Annotated in this window: 16 protein-coding genes; 7 read left to right on the forward strand and 9 right to left on the reverse strand. The window is 59.8% G+C overall.

The features are described from left to right. Together F8N62_RS22920 and F8N62_RS22925 are read right to left on the reverse strand one after the other, a co-directional pair. Window positions 1-656 (reverse strand): TPM domain-containing protein (locus tag F8N62_RS22920; protein WP_224791404.1); only part of this gene is annotated, 656 nt, incomplete at its 3' end. Between the two features lie 143 nt (window positions 657-799). Beyond that, window positions 800-1408 carry a LemA family protein gene (locus tag F8N62_RS22925; protein ID WP_150712817.1) on the reverse strand — a complete coding sequence of 203 codons (609 nt, stop codon included), beginning with the start codon at window positions 1406-1408 and terminating at the stop codon, window positions 800-802. Window positions 1409-1646: 238 nt separating this feature from the next. On the opposite strand from F8N62_RS22925, the gene bglX reads away from it, so the two are divergent. Further along, the gene (bglX, locus tag F8N62_RS22930) at window positions 1647-3938 is read left to right on the forward strand and encodes a beta-glucosidase BglX (protein ID WP_150712818.1); all 2292 of its coding nucleotides are present in this window, start codon (window positions 1647-1649) and stop codon (window positions 3936-3938) included. A 98-nt stretch (window positions 3939-4036) separates the two neighbouring features. Here bglX and F8N62_RS22935 read toward each other — a convergent pair whose 3' ends face one another. The 5 genes from F8N62_RS22935 to F8N62_RS22955 all read right to left on the reverse strand — a co-directional run bounded on the left by F8N62_RS22935 (window position 4037) and on the right by F8N62_RS22955 (window position 8438). Continuing rightward, the gene (locus tag F8N62_RS22935; RefSeq protein WP_150712819.1) at window positions 4037-5194 is read right to left on the reverse strand and encodes a phospholipase D-like domain-containing protein; all 1158 of its coding nucleotides are present in this window, start codon (window positions 5192-5194) and stop codon (window positions 4037-4039) included. A gap of 1 nt (window position 5195) precedes the next feature. Beyond that, window positions 5196-5786 carry a YceI family protein gene (locus tag F8N62_RS22940; protein ID WP_150712820.1) on the reverse strand — a complete coding sequence of 197 codons (591 nt, stop codon included), beginning with the start codon at window positions 5784-5786 and terminating at the stop codon, window positions 5196-5198. A 206-nt stretch (window positions 5787-5992) separates the two neighbouring features. Further along, window positions 5993-6307, reverse strand: a complete 315-nt coding sequence (locus tag F8N62_RS22945; RefSeq protein ID WP_150712821.1) for an amidase — start codon at window positions 6305-6307, stop codon at window positions 5993-5995. Next, window positions 6304-7395: a serine hydrolase domain-containing protein gene (locus tag F8N62_RS22950; protein ID WP_150712822.1), complete on the reverse strand. Its 1092-nt coding sequence runs from the start codon at window positions 7393-7395 to the stop codon at window positions 6304-6306. Before F8N62_RS22950 ends, F8N62_RS22945 begins: the two co-directional genes overlap by 4 nt. Window positions 7396-7559: 164 nt before the next feature. Further along, window positions 7560-8438 (reverse strand): acyl-CoA dehydrogenase family protein, encoded by an 879-nt coding sequence (locus tag F8N62_RS22955; protein ID WP_150712823.1) that lies wholly within the window; start codon window positions 8436-8438, stop codon window positions 7560-7562. Window positions 8439-8591: 153 nt separating this feature from the next. On the opposite strand from F8N62_RS22955, the gene olsB reads away from it, so the two are divergent. Beyond that, window positions 8592-9347, forward strand: a complete 756-nt coding sequence (gene olsB / locus F8N62_RS22960; RefSeq protein ID WP_084321729.1) for an L-ornithine N(alpha)-acyltransferase — start codon at window positions 8592-8594, stop codon at window positions 9345-9347. Further along, complete coding sequence (locus F8N62_RS22965; RefSeq protein WP_150712824.1) at window positions 9347-10141, forward strand: lysophospholipid acyltransferase family protein; 795 nt, start codon at window positions 9347-9349, stop codon at window positions 10139-10141. The genes olsB and F8N62_RS22965 overlap by 1 nt, the downstream gene beginning before the upstream one ends. Window positions 10142-10232: 91 nt before the next feature. Here F8N62_RS22965 and F8N62_RS22970 read toward each other — a convergent pair whose 3' ends face one another. Then, complete coding sequence (locus tag F8N62_RS22970) at window positions 10233-10805, reverse strand: ACP phosphodiesterase (RefSeq protein ID WP_150712825.1); 573 nt, start codon at window positions 10803-10805, stop codon at window positions 10233-10235. A 156-nt stretch (window positions 10806-10961) separates the two neighbouring features. On the opposite strand from F8N62_RS22970, the gene F8N62_RS22975 reads away from it, so the two are divergent. The 4 genes from F8N62_RS22975 (at window position 10962) to F8N62_RS22990 (ending at window position 14350) form a co-directional block, all read left to right on the forward strand. Further along, the gene (locus tag F8N62_RS22975; RefSeq protein WP_150712826.1) at window positions 10962-11264 is read left to right on the forward strand and encodes an ArsR/SmtB family transcription factor; all 303 of its coding nucleotides are present in this window, start codon (window positions 10962-10964) and stop codon (window positions 11262-11264) included. 34 nt (window positions 11265-11298) lie between these two features. After that, window positions 11299-12468 (forward strand): MFS transporter, encoded by a 1170-nt coding sequence (locus F8N62_RS22980; protein WP_150712827.1) that lies wholly within the window; start codon window positions 11299-11301, stop codon window positions 12466-12468. Window positions 12469-12488: 20 nt separating this feature from the next. Further along, the gene (locus tag F8N62_RS22985) at window positions 12489-13538 is read left to right on the forward strand and encodes an alkene reductase (protein WP_150712828.1); all 1050 of its coding nucleotides are present in this window, start codon (window positions 12489-12491) and stop codon (window positions 13536-13538) included. Between the two features lie 173 nt (window positions 13539-13711). After that, window positions 13712-14350: a hypothetical protein gene (locus tag F8N62_RS22990; RefSeq protein WP_150712829.1), complete on the forward strand. Its 639-nt coding sequence runs from the start codon at window positions 13712-13714 to the stop codon at window positions 14348-14350. Between the two features lie 358 nt (window positions 14351-14708). Here F8N62_RS22990 and emhR read toward each other — a convergent pair whose 3' ends face one another. Further along, the gene (gene emhR / locus F8N62_RS22995; protein ID WP_150712830.1) at window positions 14709-15341 is read right to left on the reverse strand and encodes an efflux system transcriptional repressor EmhR; all 633 of its coding nucleotides are present in this window, start codon (window positions 15339-15341) and stop codon (window positions 14709-14711) included. Between the last annotated feature and the right edge of the window lie 89 nt (window positions 15342-15430).

Consider the following 15430-nt stretch of genomic DNA (forward strand, 5'->3'; position numbering starts at 1 on the left):
CCACTGGAACCGCCCGAGCCCCCTCGGCCCGCTGGCAGAATCCCGAACATCTGCAAGACGAAGATCGTCAGGATGAACAGCAACACCAGGAACACAAACACCCCGGGATGTTGCGAAACGAAGTCGCTCTCCTGGTTGCCACCGGAGTCGTAAATCGTCGACGGCTCATCCAGCGGATTGCCGCCCAACACCACCAGCATGGCCGCGACCCCGTCGCTGATGCCCTTGCTGAAGTTACCGGTCTTGAACGCCGGGGTGATCACCTGATTGATGATCAGCGAACTCTGCGCGTCGGTCAGGCGATCTTCCAGGCCATAACCCACTTCGATACGCAATTTGCGCTCGTCTCGCGCCACGATCAGCAACGCTCCGTTGTTCTTGTCCTTCTGCCCGATGCCCCATTGGCGCCCGAGCTGGTAACCGAAATCGGCGATGTCGGTGCCCTGCAAATCCGCCAGTGTCACCACCACCAACTGCTCGCCGGTGGCTTTTTCATGGGCGTCGAGCTGTTGCGTCAGTTGCTCGCGCACGGACGGCTCGATCATTTGGGCGTTGTCGACCACCCGCCCGGTCAGTGGAGGAAACTTCAGCTCGGCCTGGGCCGTGAGGGTAAACACCCAGAACGCCAGCACCAGGCCCATTTTCAACACGCGCATTGGCAACCCCATCCCTGCACCCGCATCAACACGTTGGCCTCTGTAGGAGCTGCCGCAGGCTGCGATCTTTTGATCTTGTTCTCCTGGACCGGCAAAAATACAAGATCAAAAGATCGCAGCCTTCGGCAGCTCCTACGGGGTGATCAGAACTTCACTTCAGGCGTTTTTTCGGCGCCGGGGCTGGTGGCCTCGAAGGTTTCACGCATCGGCAGGTCGCTGTACATCACGGTGTGCCACAGGCGACCGGGAAAGGTGCGGATTTCGGTGTTGTATTTCTGCACCGCCAGAATGAAATCACGACGCGCGACGGCGATGCGATTCTCGGTGCCTTCCAGTTGCGATTGCAGCGCGAGGAAGTTCTGGTTGGCCTTGAGGTCCGGATAGCGCTCGGACACCACCATCAAACGGCTAAGGGCACCGGTCAACTGATCCTGCGCCTGCTGGAACTGTTTGAGTTTCTCGGGGTTGTCGAGGGTGCTGGCGTCCACCTGAATCGACGTCGCCTTGGCCCGGGCTTCGATCACCGCCGTCAGGGTGGCTTCTTCGTGTTTCGCGTAGCCCTTGACCGTTTCCACCAGGTTGGGAATCAGGTCGGCGCGGCGCTGGTACTGGTTCTGCACCTGGCCCCAGGCGGCCTTGGCCTGTTCGTCGAGGGTCGGGATGGTGTTGATGCCGCAGCCGGCCAGCAGTGTGGTGAACAACATCAGGGCGGCGATTTGCAGGCTCGACCGAGTGTGGTGTCTTACATTCATCAGGTTGACGCTCCCTTGTACATTCCGTTGAAAAGCAACCAGCGACCTTCTGAGCAAACTCTTGGGGCATAATCTGCCGCCGCCACTGGATTGCATCGAGCCAATGGGCTAAAAGATGCCCCAGCGCCAAAACACTGCGCAAGTGTGCATGCATTTACTTGAACAACAATAGTCGCTCCCTAAATTTTGGCTGACCGGCGTGTATTCACTGCCGTTTAGGCTTTAGAGAAAACCATTCATGAAGAAGCTGTGTTTGCTGGGCCTGTTCGTCAGCCTGGCCAGTCATAACGTATTGGCCGCCACGACCCCCGCACCTCTGGAGAACAAGGACGCTTTCGTCAGCAACCTGATGAAGCAGATGACCCTCGATGAAAAAATCGGCCAGTTGCGCCTGATCAGCATCGGCCCGGAAATGCCTCGAGAGATGATTCGCAAGGAAATCGCTGCGGGCAACATCGGTGGCACGTTCAACTCGATCACTCGCCCGGAAAACCGTCCGATGCAGGACGCGGCGATGCGCAGCCGTTTGAAGATCCCGATGTTCTTCGCCTACGACGTGATCCACGGCCATCGCACGATTTTCCCGATTCCGCTGGCCCTGGCCTCGAGCTGGGACATGGACGCCATTGGCCTGTCCGGGCGCATTGCCGCCAAGGAAGCCGCCTCGGACGGCGTCGACCTGACCTTCGCGCCGATGGTCGACATTTCCCGCGACCCACGCTGGGGCCGCACCTCCGAAGGTTTTGGCGAGGACACCTATCTGGTGTCGCGCATTGCCGGGGTAATGGTCAAGGCGTTCCAGGGCACTGGCGCTAACGCCGCCGACAGCATCATGGCCAGCGTCAAGCACTTTGCCTTGTACGGCGCGGTCGAGGGCGGTCGCGACTACAACGTCGTCGACATGAGCCCGGTCAAGATGTACCAGGATTACCTGCCGCCGTACCGCGCTGCGATTGACGCCGGTGCAGGCAGCGTCATGGTTGCGCTGAACTCGATCAACGGCGTGCCAGCCACCGCCAATACCTGGCTGATGAACGACCTGCTGCGCAAGGACTGGGGCTTCAAAGGCCTGGCCGTCAGCGACCATGGGGCGATCTTCGAACTGATCAAGCACGGCGTTGCCACGGACGGGCGCGAAGCCGCGAAGCTGGCGATCAAGGCCGGCATTCACATGAGCATGAATGACACGCTGTACGGCAAGGAACTGCCGGGGCTGCTGAAAGCCGGCGAGATCCAGCAGAGCGACATCGACAACGCCGTGCGTGCGGTGCTTGACGCCAAGTACGACATGGGCCTGTTCAAAGACCCGTACCTGCGCATCGGCAAGGCTGAAGATGATCCGGCCGACACCAACGCCGACAGCCGCCTGCACCGCGCCGAGGCTCGTGACGTTGCGCGCCGCAGCCTGGTGTTGCTGAAGAATCAGGGCGAAACCCTGCCGCTGAAGAAAACCGCGAAGATCATGCTGGTCGGCCCGCTGGCCAAGGCACCGATCGACATGATGGGCAGCTGGGCTGCCAACGGTCGCCCTGCGCAATCGGTCACACTGTTCGATGGCATGACCGCTGCACTGGGCACGCAATCGACGCTGATCTACGCCCGTGGTGCCAACATCACCAGTGACAAGAAAGCCGTCGATTACCTGAACTTCCTCAACTTCGATGCACCGGAAGTGGTGGACGATCCGCGTTCGGCGCAGGTAATGATCGACGAAGCCGTGAAAGCCGCCAAGGACGCCGATGTGGTCGTCGCCGCAGTGGGCGAGTCCCGTGGCATGTCCCACGAATCGTCGAGCCGCACCGACCTGAACATCCCGCCCAACCAGCGCGATCTGATCAAGGCGCTGAAAGCCACCGGCAAACCGCTGGTGCTGGTGTTGATGAACGGCCGCCCGCTGTCGATTCTCGAAGAGAAGGAACAGGCCGACGCGATTCTCGAAACCTGGTTCAGCGGCACCGAAGGCGGCAACGCCATCGCCGACGTGCTGTTCGGCGACTACAACCCGTCGGGCAAACTGCCGATCACCATCCCGCGCTCGGTGGGTCAGATTCCGACCTATTACAACCACTTGAGCATTGGCCGGCCGTTCACGCCGGGCAAACCGGGCAACTACACCTCGCAGTATTTCGATGACACCACCGGGCCGCTGTTCCCGTTCGGGTTCGGCCTGAGCTACACCGATTTCAGCCTGAGCGACATGGCGTTGTCCTCGACCACGCTGAACAAGACCGGCAAGCTCGACGCCAGCGTCATGCTGAAAAACACCGGCAAGCGTGACGGTGAAACCGTGGTGCAGCTGTACATCCAGGACGTGACCGGCTCGATGATCCGCCCCGTCAAGGAACTGAAGAACTTCCAGAAAATCATGCTCAAGGCCGGCGAACAGAAAGTCGTGCACTTCACCATCACCGAGGATGACCTGAAGTTCTTCAATGCCCAATTGAAGTACGCGGCGGAGCCGGGCAAGTTCAACGTGCAGATCGGCCTGGACTCAGAGGACGTGACGCAGCAGAGTTTTGAATTGCTGTAGCCCTTAAAAGCGAAAGATCGCAGCCTTCGGCAGCTCCTACAGGGGTAATGACTACCTCCTGTAGGAGCTGCCGCAGGCTGCGATCTTTTGATCTTGCTCTATCCCCGTCGATCCAGCAGATTCACCACCAACCGATCCACCCACCCCCAAATCCTCTGCTTCACCCGCCGCCACAATGGCCGGCGTTGCCAGGCCTCGAGGCTGACTTCCTGGCTCTGGGCAAAGTCCCGCTCGAAACTCGCCACCACATCCCGCGTCAGCTCAGGGTCCAGTGCTTCGAGGTTGGCTTCCAGGTTGAACCGCAAGTTCCAGTGATCGAAGTTGCACGAACCGATGCTCACCCAGTCATCGACCAAGACCATTTTCAGGTGCAGGAAACACGGCTGGTATTCAAAGATCTGCACCCCGGCCTTGAGCAGGCGCGGGTAGTAACGGTGCCCGGCGTAACGCACCGACGGGTGATCAGTGCGCGGCCCGGTCAGCAACAGCCGCACATCGACGCCGCGACCCGCCGCCCGCCGCAGTGAACGGCGGACTTTCCAGGTCGGCAGGAAATACGGTGTCGCCAGCCAGATCCGCTGGCGCCCGCTGTTCAGCGCGCGAACCAGTGATTGCAGAATATCCCGGTGCTGGCGGGCATCGGCATAGGCCACCCGGCCCATGCCCTCCCCCGTGGCCGGTACGCGTGGCAGTCGCGGCAAGCCGAAGTGCGAGGCGGGTTTCCATGCGCGCCGATGGCGGTTGGCGATCCATTGGCGGTCGAACAGCAACTGCCAGTCGATGACCAGCGGGCCGGTGATCTCGACCATCACTTCGTGCCACTCGCTGGTGTCTTCGTTCGGCATCCAGAATTCATCGGTGACCCCGGTGCCGCCCACCACGGCCAGGCTTTGATCGACCAATAAGAGCTTGCGGTGATCGCGATAGAAATTGCCGACCCAGCGCCGCCAGCTCAGGCGATTGTAGAAACGCAACTCCACACCGGCCGCCATCAACCGCTGACGCAACGTCTGGGTGAACGCGAGGCTGCCGTAATCATCGAACAGGCAGCGCACTCGCACACCTCGCTCGGCCGCCTGAATCAGCGCCTGAACCATGGCGTCGGCGCACGCCCCCGCCTCCACCAGATACAGTTCCAGTTCGACCTGTTCTTCGGCGCGGGCAATCGCCACCAGCATTCGTGGAAAGAATTGCGGGCCGTCAATCAGCAGCTTGAAGCTGTTGCCTTCGCGCCAGGGGAAGATCGAGCCGGCCATGTCAGCGCGCCGTGAAAATCAGCACCGCACCCACCGGCACCGACAGGCTGATCGCCGACAAACCGGCGACCTTGCGCAGACTGTCCAGGCCCGGCGCCAGATCGAAATCGGCCGCGTTGATCACCAACGGCTCAAGGGTCACCACTTGAAAACGCCGGTCATCGAGCCGGGTCGCCAGCAGCTCGGCGTTGTAGTCATGGGTTTTGCCGTGGAGGCTGACGGTCACCGGCAAACGCAATTCAAGTTGCGCACCGGGCGCGAGGTCGTTGATGGGGCGCAGATCGATTTGCGCCGTGATCAGGGCTTCGGGGAAGGTCTGGATCTCGAACAATTCTTTGCGCATGCGTTCGTCACGCAACGGGATGCCGCTGTTCACCGATTCCAGTTCGACTTCCACTTCGGCCAGGCCCTTGGGGCTGACTTTGCCGTGCAACACCAGAAAGCGCTGCACTTCGGCAATATTGGCGTTTTTGGTGCTGACGAACGACAACCGCGAGGACTCGCCGTCGAGGTACCAGTTGGCCTGGGCCGACAGCGAGGCGCCGGCCATCAGCACGACAGCGAGGGTTTTGGAGAGGGACCGCGTGAACATAGAGACTCGTGGGGCAGATAAACCTGAGCGAACCTTAACTGTCCGTGGGCGCATTGCAAACCTTGCAGATCAAAAGATCGCAGCCTGCGGCAGCTCCTACAGGATCGGGGTACAACCATGATTGCCGCGATGGGGCAGGATCGGGGTACCCAAATTGCCGCGATGGACACGCAATACCTGTAGGAGCTGCCGCAGGCTGCGATCTTTCAATGCATCAACCGGCACCCCTGCCGTTCGCCGACCCACGCGGCGCTGTTGCGGCGGCCCATGCCGCTGACGGTGATGCTTTTACTATTGGTGTCTTCGGTGAAGCTGCTGGTCGGCAACCACTGCTTTACGTAGCGGTGGCAATACTCGGCAGGATTGTTCATCACGTACCGGCAAGAACAATATTCCTTGGCGGTGTAGGCGCTGATGATGTCGGGAAAGGCCCATAGCGCAGCGCGTTCATTCCAGATCCAGCCGAGCAAGGCGATCAGCACAATCACCCCCAGCGTGGTGAACGGTCGACGGCGGTTCATGGCTGCACCGCCCCGGCGACTGCCTTGCGCGCGAGTCTGAGCAATTCGTTGTGCCGATAGCTGCCGTCACGATCGTCGCCGTAGCGCACGATCACCAGTTTTTCGCTGGGGATCACGTACATCGCCTGGCCCCAATGGCCGAGCGCGGCGAAGGTGTCTGCGGGGGCATCGGGCCAGGGTCGGGCGGCGCCATCCGCATCGCGATTGAGCCACCAATGACCGCCCGGCACCGCCTCGTCCTGATGGGCCAGATAGTGCGCGAACGGTTCACGGTTGAAGGCGACCCAGTCCCGGGGCAGCAATTGTCGGTCGCCCCAACGTCCGTCGCGAGCCATCAGCAGGCCGATGCGCGCCAGGTCCCTCGCCGTGAGATAGGCGTAAGACGAGGCGACAAAAGTGCCAGTGGCGTCGGTTTCCCACACGGCATGGCGAATCCCCAGCGGTTCGAACAGCGCAGTCCATGGATAGTCTGCATAACGCCCCGGGCCAACGATATTTTTCAGCGCCGCGGACAGCAGATTGCTGTCGCCACTGGAGTAGCGAAAGGACTCGCCGGGTTTGGCGTACTCATCGTGATCAGCGGTGAACGCCGCCATGTCGTGATGACCGCGGGTGTAAAGCATCGCCACCACCGAGGACTTCAGCGGCGCGTATTCGTAGTCTTCCTGCCAGTCCAGGCCGGAGGCCCAGTGCAGCAAATCGGCCAGGGTCATTGCCGGGTGTTTGTTCAGCGGCGGATAGTACTTCAGCGCCGGGTCCTGAAGGTTGAACAGGCCTTCGCCGTAGGCCACACCGAGTACTGCGGCCATCAGGCTTTTGCTGATCGACCAGGTCAGGTGTGGCGTGTCGCCCGTGGTCGGGCCGGCGTAGCGTTCATAGATCAACTGGCCGTCGCGGATGATCACCAAGGCGTCGGTGCGCAGGCCTTTGCGGGTGGCTTCGTCGCGGGGCGGGAAGGCGTAGCTTTCCAGGGCTTGAAGCGCCGGGCCACTGATTTTCGGGCCTGTTGACCATTGCTCGGCGGGCCAGTTTTCGGCGTGAGCCGTGAGACTAAGCAGCATGAATATCAGTGACAAGCCTTTGAACATGGCGACGGCTCGAAGAAATCAACCTGCTGAGCCTAGCCCAATAAAATGACACTCTCTCGGTTTCCGTAGGAGCTGCCGAAGGCTGCGATCCTTTGATCTTTGTCGGCCTCTCTTGTGGCACAAATCAAAAGATCGCAGCCTTCGGCAGCTCCTACAGTAGTTCGTCAATATATTGCCAGTGCCTTGGCAAGGCGCTTGCCCCTGGCTCCCGCTGCCAAATCCATCACCGCCTGATCGCGCTGCCACATCGCCGCCCACGCCGGCGGGCCATCCGCCAGTGCCTGATTCACCTCAACCTTCAACCCGTCAAACTGTGCAAACAACCCGCCCAGCAATACATGCCCGGCCGGAGTGTTCGGCGCTTGCCGACTGACTTCCGCGCACCCGGCCAATAGCGCCAGCAGACGCAGCTGCAAGGTTTGCGGCCAGTCGCTGTCCTGACCGATGCCGTACAACCACGCCGTCATCGCGCTCAATACGTAAATGTCTTCAAGCGTGCGGAACGGTTTGACGTACGCCTCCCAACCGTCCCCCGCCAACAACTCGCACAAGGCATTGTCGAGGAACAGCCGGCCATGACTGATGTCCGGCATCAGCGGGATCGCCGGCAGTTTTTCCAGGCGCACGCCCGGCTCGCCGGGATACACCACCGCCAGGCTCAGGCGCGGACTTTCACCGGCTGCTTCGCTGCGGGCGGCGATCAGCAGCCAGTCGGCGGCGTCGCCTGCAGTGACGAAATCCTTGCGCCCGCTCAGGCGCAGGTCGGTCAGGCGCGTTTGCATGTCCGCCACCCGCAGGCTGCGCTGTTCGGTGGCACACAACGCGCCGAGGCTCGGCGGCGCGCTCGGCCAGAGCATGCGCAATGCGGCCTGATAGCCCACCAGAAACGCCAGCCCCGGCGTCGCCATCAAGCGCCCGCCCGACACCGCCAGCTCGAACGGCGTGACCGTGCCCAACTGCTGCAACAACGTGGCGAAACCTTCCGCCAGGTCTGGATTGACGGGCAAGCGATCACGGCGTTGCAACAGGGTTTGCCAGGGCATTAGAGGCTCCTCGTGGGCTGTCATATAAGCATCACCAAAGCTTCATGGCGATGACACCGGGGCTACATAGCCTGACTTTGCACAACACGGCTGCATAAAGAAAGTCGATCGGCTCTAACCCAAGACGGGTGCCAGCCCGCACGGAGATTCGCAATGACTCAGATCGCCCGCATCAGCGACACCGGCAATGAACGCCGCCTGCAAGCCGAACGCCTGGTGGGCGCCGAGGCTTTGCAGGAAGCCCAGGCCTTGCGCTTCAACGTGTTCAGCGGCGAATTCAACGCCAAACTGAAAGGCGCCGAGCTGGGTCTGGACATGGATGACTACGATGTCCATTGCGCCCACATCGGCGTGCGCGATTTGAACACCGGCCGTCTGGTCGCGACCACCCGTTTGCTCGATCACACCGCTGCCAGCAGCCTGGGCAGGTTTTACAGCGAAGAAGAATTCAGCCTGCACGGCCTGGTCCACTTGAAGGGCCCGATCCTCGAAATCGGCCGCACTTGCGTCGACCCGGCCTACCGCAACGGCGGCACCATCGCCGTGCTTTGGGGCGAACTCGCCGAAGTGCTGAACCAGGGCGGCTATAGTTATTTGATGGGGTGCGCGAGCATCCCGATGCAGGACGGCGGCATTCAGGCCCACGCGATCATGCAGCGTCTGCGTGAACGTTACCTGTGCACCGAACACCTGCGCGCCGAGCCGAAAAAACCGCTGCCGGTGCTGGACATTCCGTCCAACGTCATCGCCGAAATGCCGCCGCTGCTCAAGGCCTACATGCGCCTCGGTGCGAAGATCTGCGGCGAGCCGTGCTGGGACGAAGATTTCCAGGTGGCCGACGTGTTCATCCTGCTCAAGCGCGACGAACTCTGCCCGCGTTATGCCAAACACTTCAAGGCGGCTGTGTGATGAGCCGCCTGCGGGTGTACGCGCGGATTGCGCGAGTGTTGGTGGTGGTTACGCTGGGCTTGAGCATGGCCAGTGTCTTCGGCGTGTTTGAACGCATGGGCATCGCCCATTCGATGGTCCGCCGCCAGCGCTGGTCGCGTTTTTTCATGGCGCGGCTGGCGAATGCCCTACCCTTTCGCGTGACAGTGCATGGTGAACTGCCGAAAGAGCCGATGCTGTGGGTCAGCAATCACGTGTCGTGGACTGACATTCCGCTGCTGGGGATGCTCACGCCGATGTCGTTCCTGTCCAAGGCCGAAGTGCGCACCTGGCCGGTGGCGGGCTGGTTGGCGGCCAAGGCAGGCAGCCTGTTTATCCGCCGGGGTTCGGGCGACAGCCAGTTGATCCGCAAACAGATGACCCGTCATTTGCAGCACGCGCATCCGCTGCTGATGTTCCCGGAAGGCACCACCACCGATGGCCGTTCATTGCGTACGTTCCACGGGCGTTTGCTGTCAGCGGCGATTGATTCCGAAGTGAAGCTGCAACCGGTGGCGATTCGTTACGTGCGCGAGGGCGGACCGGATTCGCTGGCGCCGTTTGTGGGCGACGATGATTTGCTCTCGCATTTGATGCGCTTGTTCGCCAACGACCGGGGCGATGTCGAGGTGCATTTGCTCAAGCCGATTGCGTGTGAAGGCCGCGAACGTGCAGCGCTGGCGTTTGAAGCGCAGCAGGCGGTGCAGAAGGTGTTGTTTGGCGAAGTGGCGAAACCGGTAGAACCACGGCGTTCCGGCGAACTCATCGCAGCCTGAAAGCAAAAGATCGCAGCCTTCGGCAGCTCCTACATTTGGAACGTCGTACACCCTGTAGGAGCTGCCGAAGGCTGCGATCTTTTGATCCTGGCTAAACCGGTCTCAGTGCAAAATCCTGCAACTGCGGGTAGAACAACCGGAAGTCATCACTCAACGGCTCATACAACACCCGCAACTCCTGCATCGCCGCCGCCAGTTCCTCAGGCTTGGTCAACCTTCTCGAAATCCCCCGCAGCACCTGCTCCAGCACCTCGAACTCCCGGTACGAACCCAACCAGTCGTTGGCCATCATGTGCGGTGCGATTCTCGCCAGACGCTCGGGCAGCTGCGGCTCATTGGACAGCACCCGGTACACGCCCGACGTGAACTGTTGCAGTGGCAGATCCGCATACAGTGCCCAGTCCCGCGCCAGGCAGTGGTCAAAAAACACGTCGAGGACGATACCGGCATAGCGTCGGCGGGTCAGGGAAAACCGCGACAACGCCACGTCCACCAACGGATGACGGTCGGTGAATACGTCAATGCGACGATGCAGCTGGATGCCGGCCTCGATCTCCGGGTCGAACTGCCCTTGCAGCCGCCCCTTGACGAAATCGCCATACAGACTGCCGAGCAATTGACCGGGACGCTGGCCACCGAGGTGAAGATGTGCGAGATAGTTCATGCCGCGCAGCTTAGCACTGCCGCATTCATATCGTTATAACCCGATATACCGATTTACGCAGTTATCAGATCGAAATCATATTGGTATATCGCGAAACAACGATTTAAAGTTCGCCTCATCGCGATATAGCGTTTTACTCATCACGAGCCCCAAGCCATGAACCTCGACCTCGACGAAATAATAAAAGCCCTGGCGCACCCGGTACGGCGAGACATCCTGCACTGGCTCAAAGACCCGACCGTCGAATTTCCCGACCAGTCCCACAGCAACGAGCACGGCGTTTGCGCCGGGCAGATCGATCAACGTTGCGGTCTGTCGCAGTCCACGGTGTCCGCCCACCTGGCGACCCTGCAGCGCGCCGGCCTGATCAGCAGCCGCAAAGTCGGCCAATGGCACTTTTTCAAACGCAACGAGGAAACCATCCAGGAATTCCTCCGCACCTTCAGTAAAGAGCTCTGACCCTTAACGTCAGTCAGCCAACAAGGAATCAACAATGCCCCTCTCGCTTCTCATTCTGGCCTTGAGCGCCTTCGCCATCGGCACCACCGAGTTCGTCATCATGGGCCTGCTGCCCGATGTGGCGGCTGATCTCGGTGTGTCGATCCCCGGCGCCGGCTGGTTGGTGACCGGTTACGCCCTCGGCGTGGCCATCGGTGCGCCGTTCATGGCGCTGGCCACCGCCAGGCTTCCGCGCAAGGCTGCACTGGTCGCGTTGATGGGCATTTTCATCATCGGCAATCTGCTGTGTGCAATGGCCACCGACTATAACGTGTTGATGTTTGCCCGCGTGGTCACGGCCCTTTGTCACGGTGCCTTCTTCGGTATCGGTTCGGTGGTGGCGGCAGGCCTGGTACCGGCCAACAAACGCGCTTCGGCCGTGGCCCTGATGTTTACCGGCCTGACATTGGCCAACGTACTCGGCGTGCCGCTGGGCACTGCGCTCGGTCAGCAATACGGCTGGCGCTCAACATTCTGGGCGGTGACTGTGATCGGTGTGATCGCCCTGATCGGTCTGATCCGCTTCCTGCCGGCCAAGCGCGATGAAGAAAAACTCGACATGCGCGCCGAGCTGCGTGCCCTCAAAGGCGCCGGTATCTGGCTGTCGTTAAGCATGACCGCGTTGTTCGCCGCTTCGGTATTCACCCTGTTTACCTACGTCGCGCCGCTGTTGGGCGAAGTCACTGGTGTGTCGCCACGCGGCGTGACCTGGACCCTGATGCTCATCGGCCTGGGCCTGACTGTCGGCAACATCATCGGCGGCAAGCTGGCCGACAAAGGCCTGGCGGCGACCCTGATCGGCGTGTTCATCAGCATGGCAGTGGTCTCCACCGTGCTGACCTGGACCAGCGTCGCGCTGATCCCGACTGAAATCACCCTGTTCCTCTGGGCCACCGCGTGCTTCGCCGCCGTGCCGGCCCTGCAAGTCAACGTCGTGACCTACGGCCAGGCCGCGCCAAACCTGGTGTCGACCCTGAACATCGGCGCTTTCAACGTCGGCAATGCCCTCGGTGCCTGGGTCGGTGGCAGCGTCATCGCCCACGGTTTCGGCCTGACCCGCGTGCCCCTCGCGGCCGCCGCCCTGGCGGTGCTCGCCCTGGTGGTGACCCTGATTACTTTCCGTCAGCGCGGCAATTCCGAGCTGGCCCCCGCTACTTCCAACTAATCGCAAAAGTGAGCTATTAAATGACGACTATTTTCGATCCGATCAAACTGGGTGACATCGAGCTGGCCAACCGTATCATCATGGCCCCGCTGACCCGCTGCCGCGCCGACGAAGGCCGTGTGCCAAACGCGCTGATGGCTGAATACTACGTACAACGCGCCTCGGCCGGCCTGATCCTCAGCGAAGCCACTTCGGTCACGCCAATGGGCGTCGGCTACCCGGACACCCCAGGCATCTGGTCCAACGACCAGGTACGTGGTTGGGCCAATGTGACCAAAGCAATCCACGGTGCGGGCGGCAAGATTTTCCTGCAGCTGTGGCACGTCGGCCGGGTGTCCCACGAGTCGTACCTGAACGGCGAAGCACCGGTCGCACCGAGCGCCATCCAGCCAAAAGGTCACGTCAGCCTGGTTCGCCCACTTGCCGACTACCCGACTCCGCGCGCACTGGAAACCGCTGAAATCGCCGACATCGTCGACGCCTACCGCACCGGTGCCGAAAATGCCAAGGCCGCCGGTTTTGACGGCGTGGAAATCCACGGCGCCAACGGTTACCTGCTCGACCAGTTCCTGCAAAGCAGCACCAACCAGCGCACCGACCACTACGGCGGCTCCCTGGAAAACCGTGCACGCCTGTTGCTGGAAGTGACTGACGCGGCGATCGAAGTCTGGGGCGCCGGCCGTGTGGGTGTGCACCTGGCACCGCGCGCCGACTCCCATGACATGGGCGACGACAACCTGGCAGAGACCTTCACCTACGTCGCTCGCGAACTGGGCAAGCGTGGCATCGCGTTCATTTGCTCGCGCGAGAAAGAAGGCGCCGACAGCCTCGGCCCACAAATCAAGGAAGCCTTCGGCGGCCCGTACATCGTCAACGAACGCTTCACCAAAGACAGCGCCAATGCCTGGCTGGCGTCCGGTAAAGCCGATGCCGTCGCCTTCGGCGTGCCATTCATTGCCAACCCGGACCTGCCGGCACGTTTGAAGACTGATGCGCCGTTGAACGAGGCGCGCCCGGAATTGTTTTATGCCAAGGGGCCGGTGGGTTATATCGACTATCCGGTGATGTAATTTTTAGTTAGTTAGTTCAAACAAAAAGCCCCGACTCGAAAGAGCCGGGGCTTTTTCAATTCCCCCGTAGATTAATGAGACATAATCCATTACATACCCCACAAGCAAACTAATGGGAGCACTGTTACCCTCATCAACACTTACACCGCAGCCCTTCAACAAGAGATACAATCATGGATGAAATTGAACAGTTTTTGTCAGACTATGCATACGAACTCAGATATCACAATATCGAGCAAGCAAGAGACGATTTAACCCGCCTGAGCAAGGAGAAATTTGACGAAATGAAAGTGCGATTCGCACATCAAAAAAAATTCAACACAAACTACAACAACTCCCGTCCTGTGCAAGCGAAAGAATGGAATAGCATTAATAAAACAAAATCGGAAACCGCTGTTCTCATCTACATATACAACCTGACTCTAGAGACATTTTCGCTCACCCACTCCAGCTGGGACACCCATGATGTTCAGGTGAAGGATCTTGATATTGAGCCGGGCGGTTGCATTCCGTTTATACTGCGGGGTGAGTTACTGAAACGCACCAGCAGCGGGTCGAGCGCATTTCGAAGTTCTAAAATAAAACATGAATTCACTTACCGGAGCGGCGATTCTGCTTTTCGCTTCTCAACACTATCACAACTATTCTCAAAGTATGAACCTTTTGCTTTTTCCAACACGATGAGACTTTCGCGCCAATACAGCACTCATTCGATCGGTCAGAGCGAACTATGGTGCGAAACCACATTAGACCAAAATCAGGCTGCCTCCCCTTACAGCTTCGCCCTTAGCATCATTATTAGAACTCCATAATAAAGACAAAATAATTTGTACCGGCAAACGTCTTTACCATAGCGTTTGCCGGACGGTATTAAAATAATTCTCCCCGCCTTAACAAGCTCTGCACACCTTTTCCAACTCCCGATAGTCACCTGGTTAGAAACCCCATAAAAGCAGGACTGGTGCGTCAAACAGCCAGGTTACGCATACGAGATAGAGGTGGTGAGATGCCCCGGCCCACGGAATACAAAATCCCTACAAAATACGTAAGTCGCTACCTATCAACTCTCGCCGCAGACGTATATAAAAGCACTCTCTCGCAGCAAGGCGGCCGAACGGAGTTTCATCCGTAGCGCTCATTGACACACGTTAATCCAGTACGCATTTTGTTTCAGTTGCGCAGGCTAGGGCTCAGGCGCAGCATGTCCAACCCTGTATCGGCACAACGTTCGGCTTCGGTGTGCAGATCAAAACTGTCGGGGGCCAATAACCACTGATAGAGGATGCCGTCGATATAGGCATGCAGGCTGATGGCAGCACGGACAGTGTCGAGATTTTCCGGCAACTGCCCCCGACCCACCGCATTACGCAAGGCCAGACCGATGCGCACATTGCAGTCCAGGCTGGCCTCCCGGCGTTGCTGGCGCAAATCGCACATTTCATCGGTGAATTCGCATTTATGAAACAGAATCTCGTTGAGGCGTCGGGTTTTCGGGTCCAGGGCAACTTGATGAAACAAATGCACCAGCAGCTTGCGCATGCAACCCAGAGGGTCAAGTTCATCTTCGCTTTCACTGGCCTGGGCCATTTCATCCAGCGGCTCATGCAAGGAATCAAGCATGGCCTGCACCAGATCCGCCTTATTACTGAAATGCCAGTAGATGGCCCCGCGCGTCACGCCGGCCAAGGTAGCGATGTCCGCCAGCGTCGTGCGCGCCACGCCCCTTTCGTAAAAGGCTTTTTCCGCCGCTTCCAGAATCTGGCTGCGGGTTTCCTGAGCTTCCTCTTTGGTACGACGGACCATGGCAGTACAACCTCAATCAGGGTGCTTCAGCGATGCCTGAACAGCCGCTGAATAAAAGTAGGGCGAGCGCTCTTGGGCGTCGTCCCCGG

The sequence above is a fragment of the Pseudomonas fluorescens genome (assembly GCF_902497785.1).
Taxonomy (GTDB): Bacteria; Pseudomonadota; Gammaproteobacteria; order Pseudomonadales; family Pseudomonadaceae; genus Aquipseudomonas; species Aquipseudomonas fluorescens_BO.

Excerpts from the sequence above, each read along its gene's own strand:
- F8N62_RS22925 (WP_150712817.1), bottom strand. The coding sequence starts at position 1,408 with ATGAATGTAAGACACCACACTCGGTCGAGCCTGCAAATCGCCGCCCTG.
- emhR (WP_150712830.1), bottom strand. The coding sequence starts at position 15,341 with ATGGTCCGTCGTACCAAAGAGGAAGCTCAGGAAACCCGCAGCCAGATT.
- F8N62_RS22975 (WP_150712826.1), top strand. The coding sequence starts at position 10,962 with ATGAACCTCGACCTCGACGAAATAATAAAAGCCCTGGCGCACCCGGTA.
- F8N62_RS22955 (WP_150712823.1), bottom strand. The coding sequence starts at position 8,438 with ATGCCCTGGCAAACCCTGTTGCAACGCCGTGATCGCTTGCCCGTCAAT.
- F8N62_RS22940 (WP_150712820.1), bottom strand. The coding sequence starts at position 5,786 with ATGTTCACGCGGTCCCTCTCCAAAACCCTCGCTGTCGTGCTGATGGCC.
- F8N62_RS22985 (WP_150712828.1), top strand. The coding sequence starts at position 12,489 with ATGACGACTATTTTCGATCCGATCAAACTGGGTGACATCGAGCTGGCC.
- F8N62_RS22970 (WP_150712825.1), bottom strand. The coding sequence starts at position 10,805 with ATGAACTATCTCGCACATCTTCACCTCGGTGGCCAGCGTCCCGGTCAA.
- olsB (WP_084321729.1), top strand. The coding sequence starts at position 8,592 with ATGACTCAGATCGCCCGCATCAGCGACACCGGCAATGAACGCCGCCTG.
- F8N62_RS22965 (WP_150712824.1), top strand. The coding sequence starts at position 9,347 with ATGAGCCGCCTGCGGGTGTACGCGCGGATTGCGCGAGTGTTGGTGGTG.
- F8N62_RS22950 (WP_150712822.1), bottom strand. The coding sequence starts at position 7,395 with ATGTTCAAAGGCTTGTCACTGATATTCATGCTGCTTAGTCTCACGGCT.
- F8N62_RS22935 (WP_150712819.1), bottom strand. The coding sequence starts at position 5,194 with ATGGCCGGCTCGATCTTCCCCTGGCGCGAAGGCAACAGCTTCAAGCTG.
- F8N62_RS22980 (WP_150712827.1), top strand. The coding sequence starts at position 11,299 with ATGCCCCTCTCGCTTCTCATTCTGGCCTTGAGCGCCTTCGCCATCGGC.
- F8N62_RS22990 (WP_150712829.1), top strand. The coding sequence starts at position 13,712 with ATGGATGAAATTGAACAGTTTTTGTCAGACTATGCATACGAACTCAGA.
- F8N62_RS22945 (WP_150712821.1), bottom strand. The coding sequence starts at position 6,307 with ATGAACCGCCGTCGACCGTTCACCACGCTGGGGGTGATTGTGCTGATC.
- bglX (WP_150712818.1), top strand. The coding sequence starts at position 1,647 with ATGAAGAAGCTGTGTTTGCTGGGCCTGTTCGTCAGCCTGGCCAGTCAT.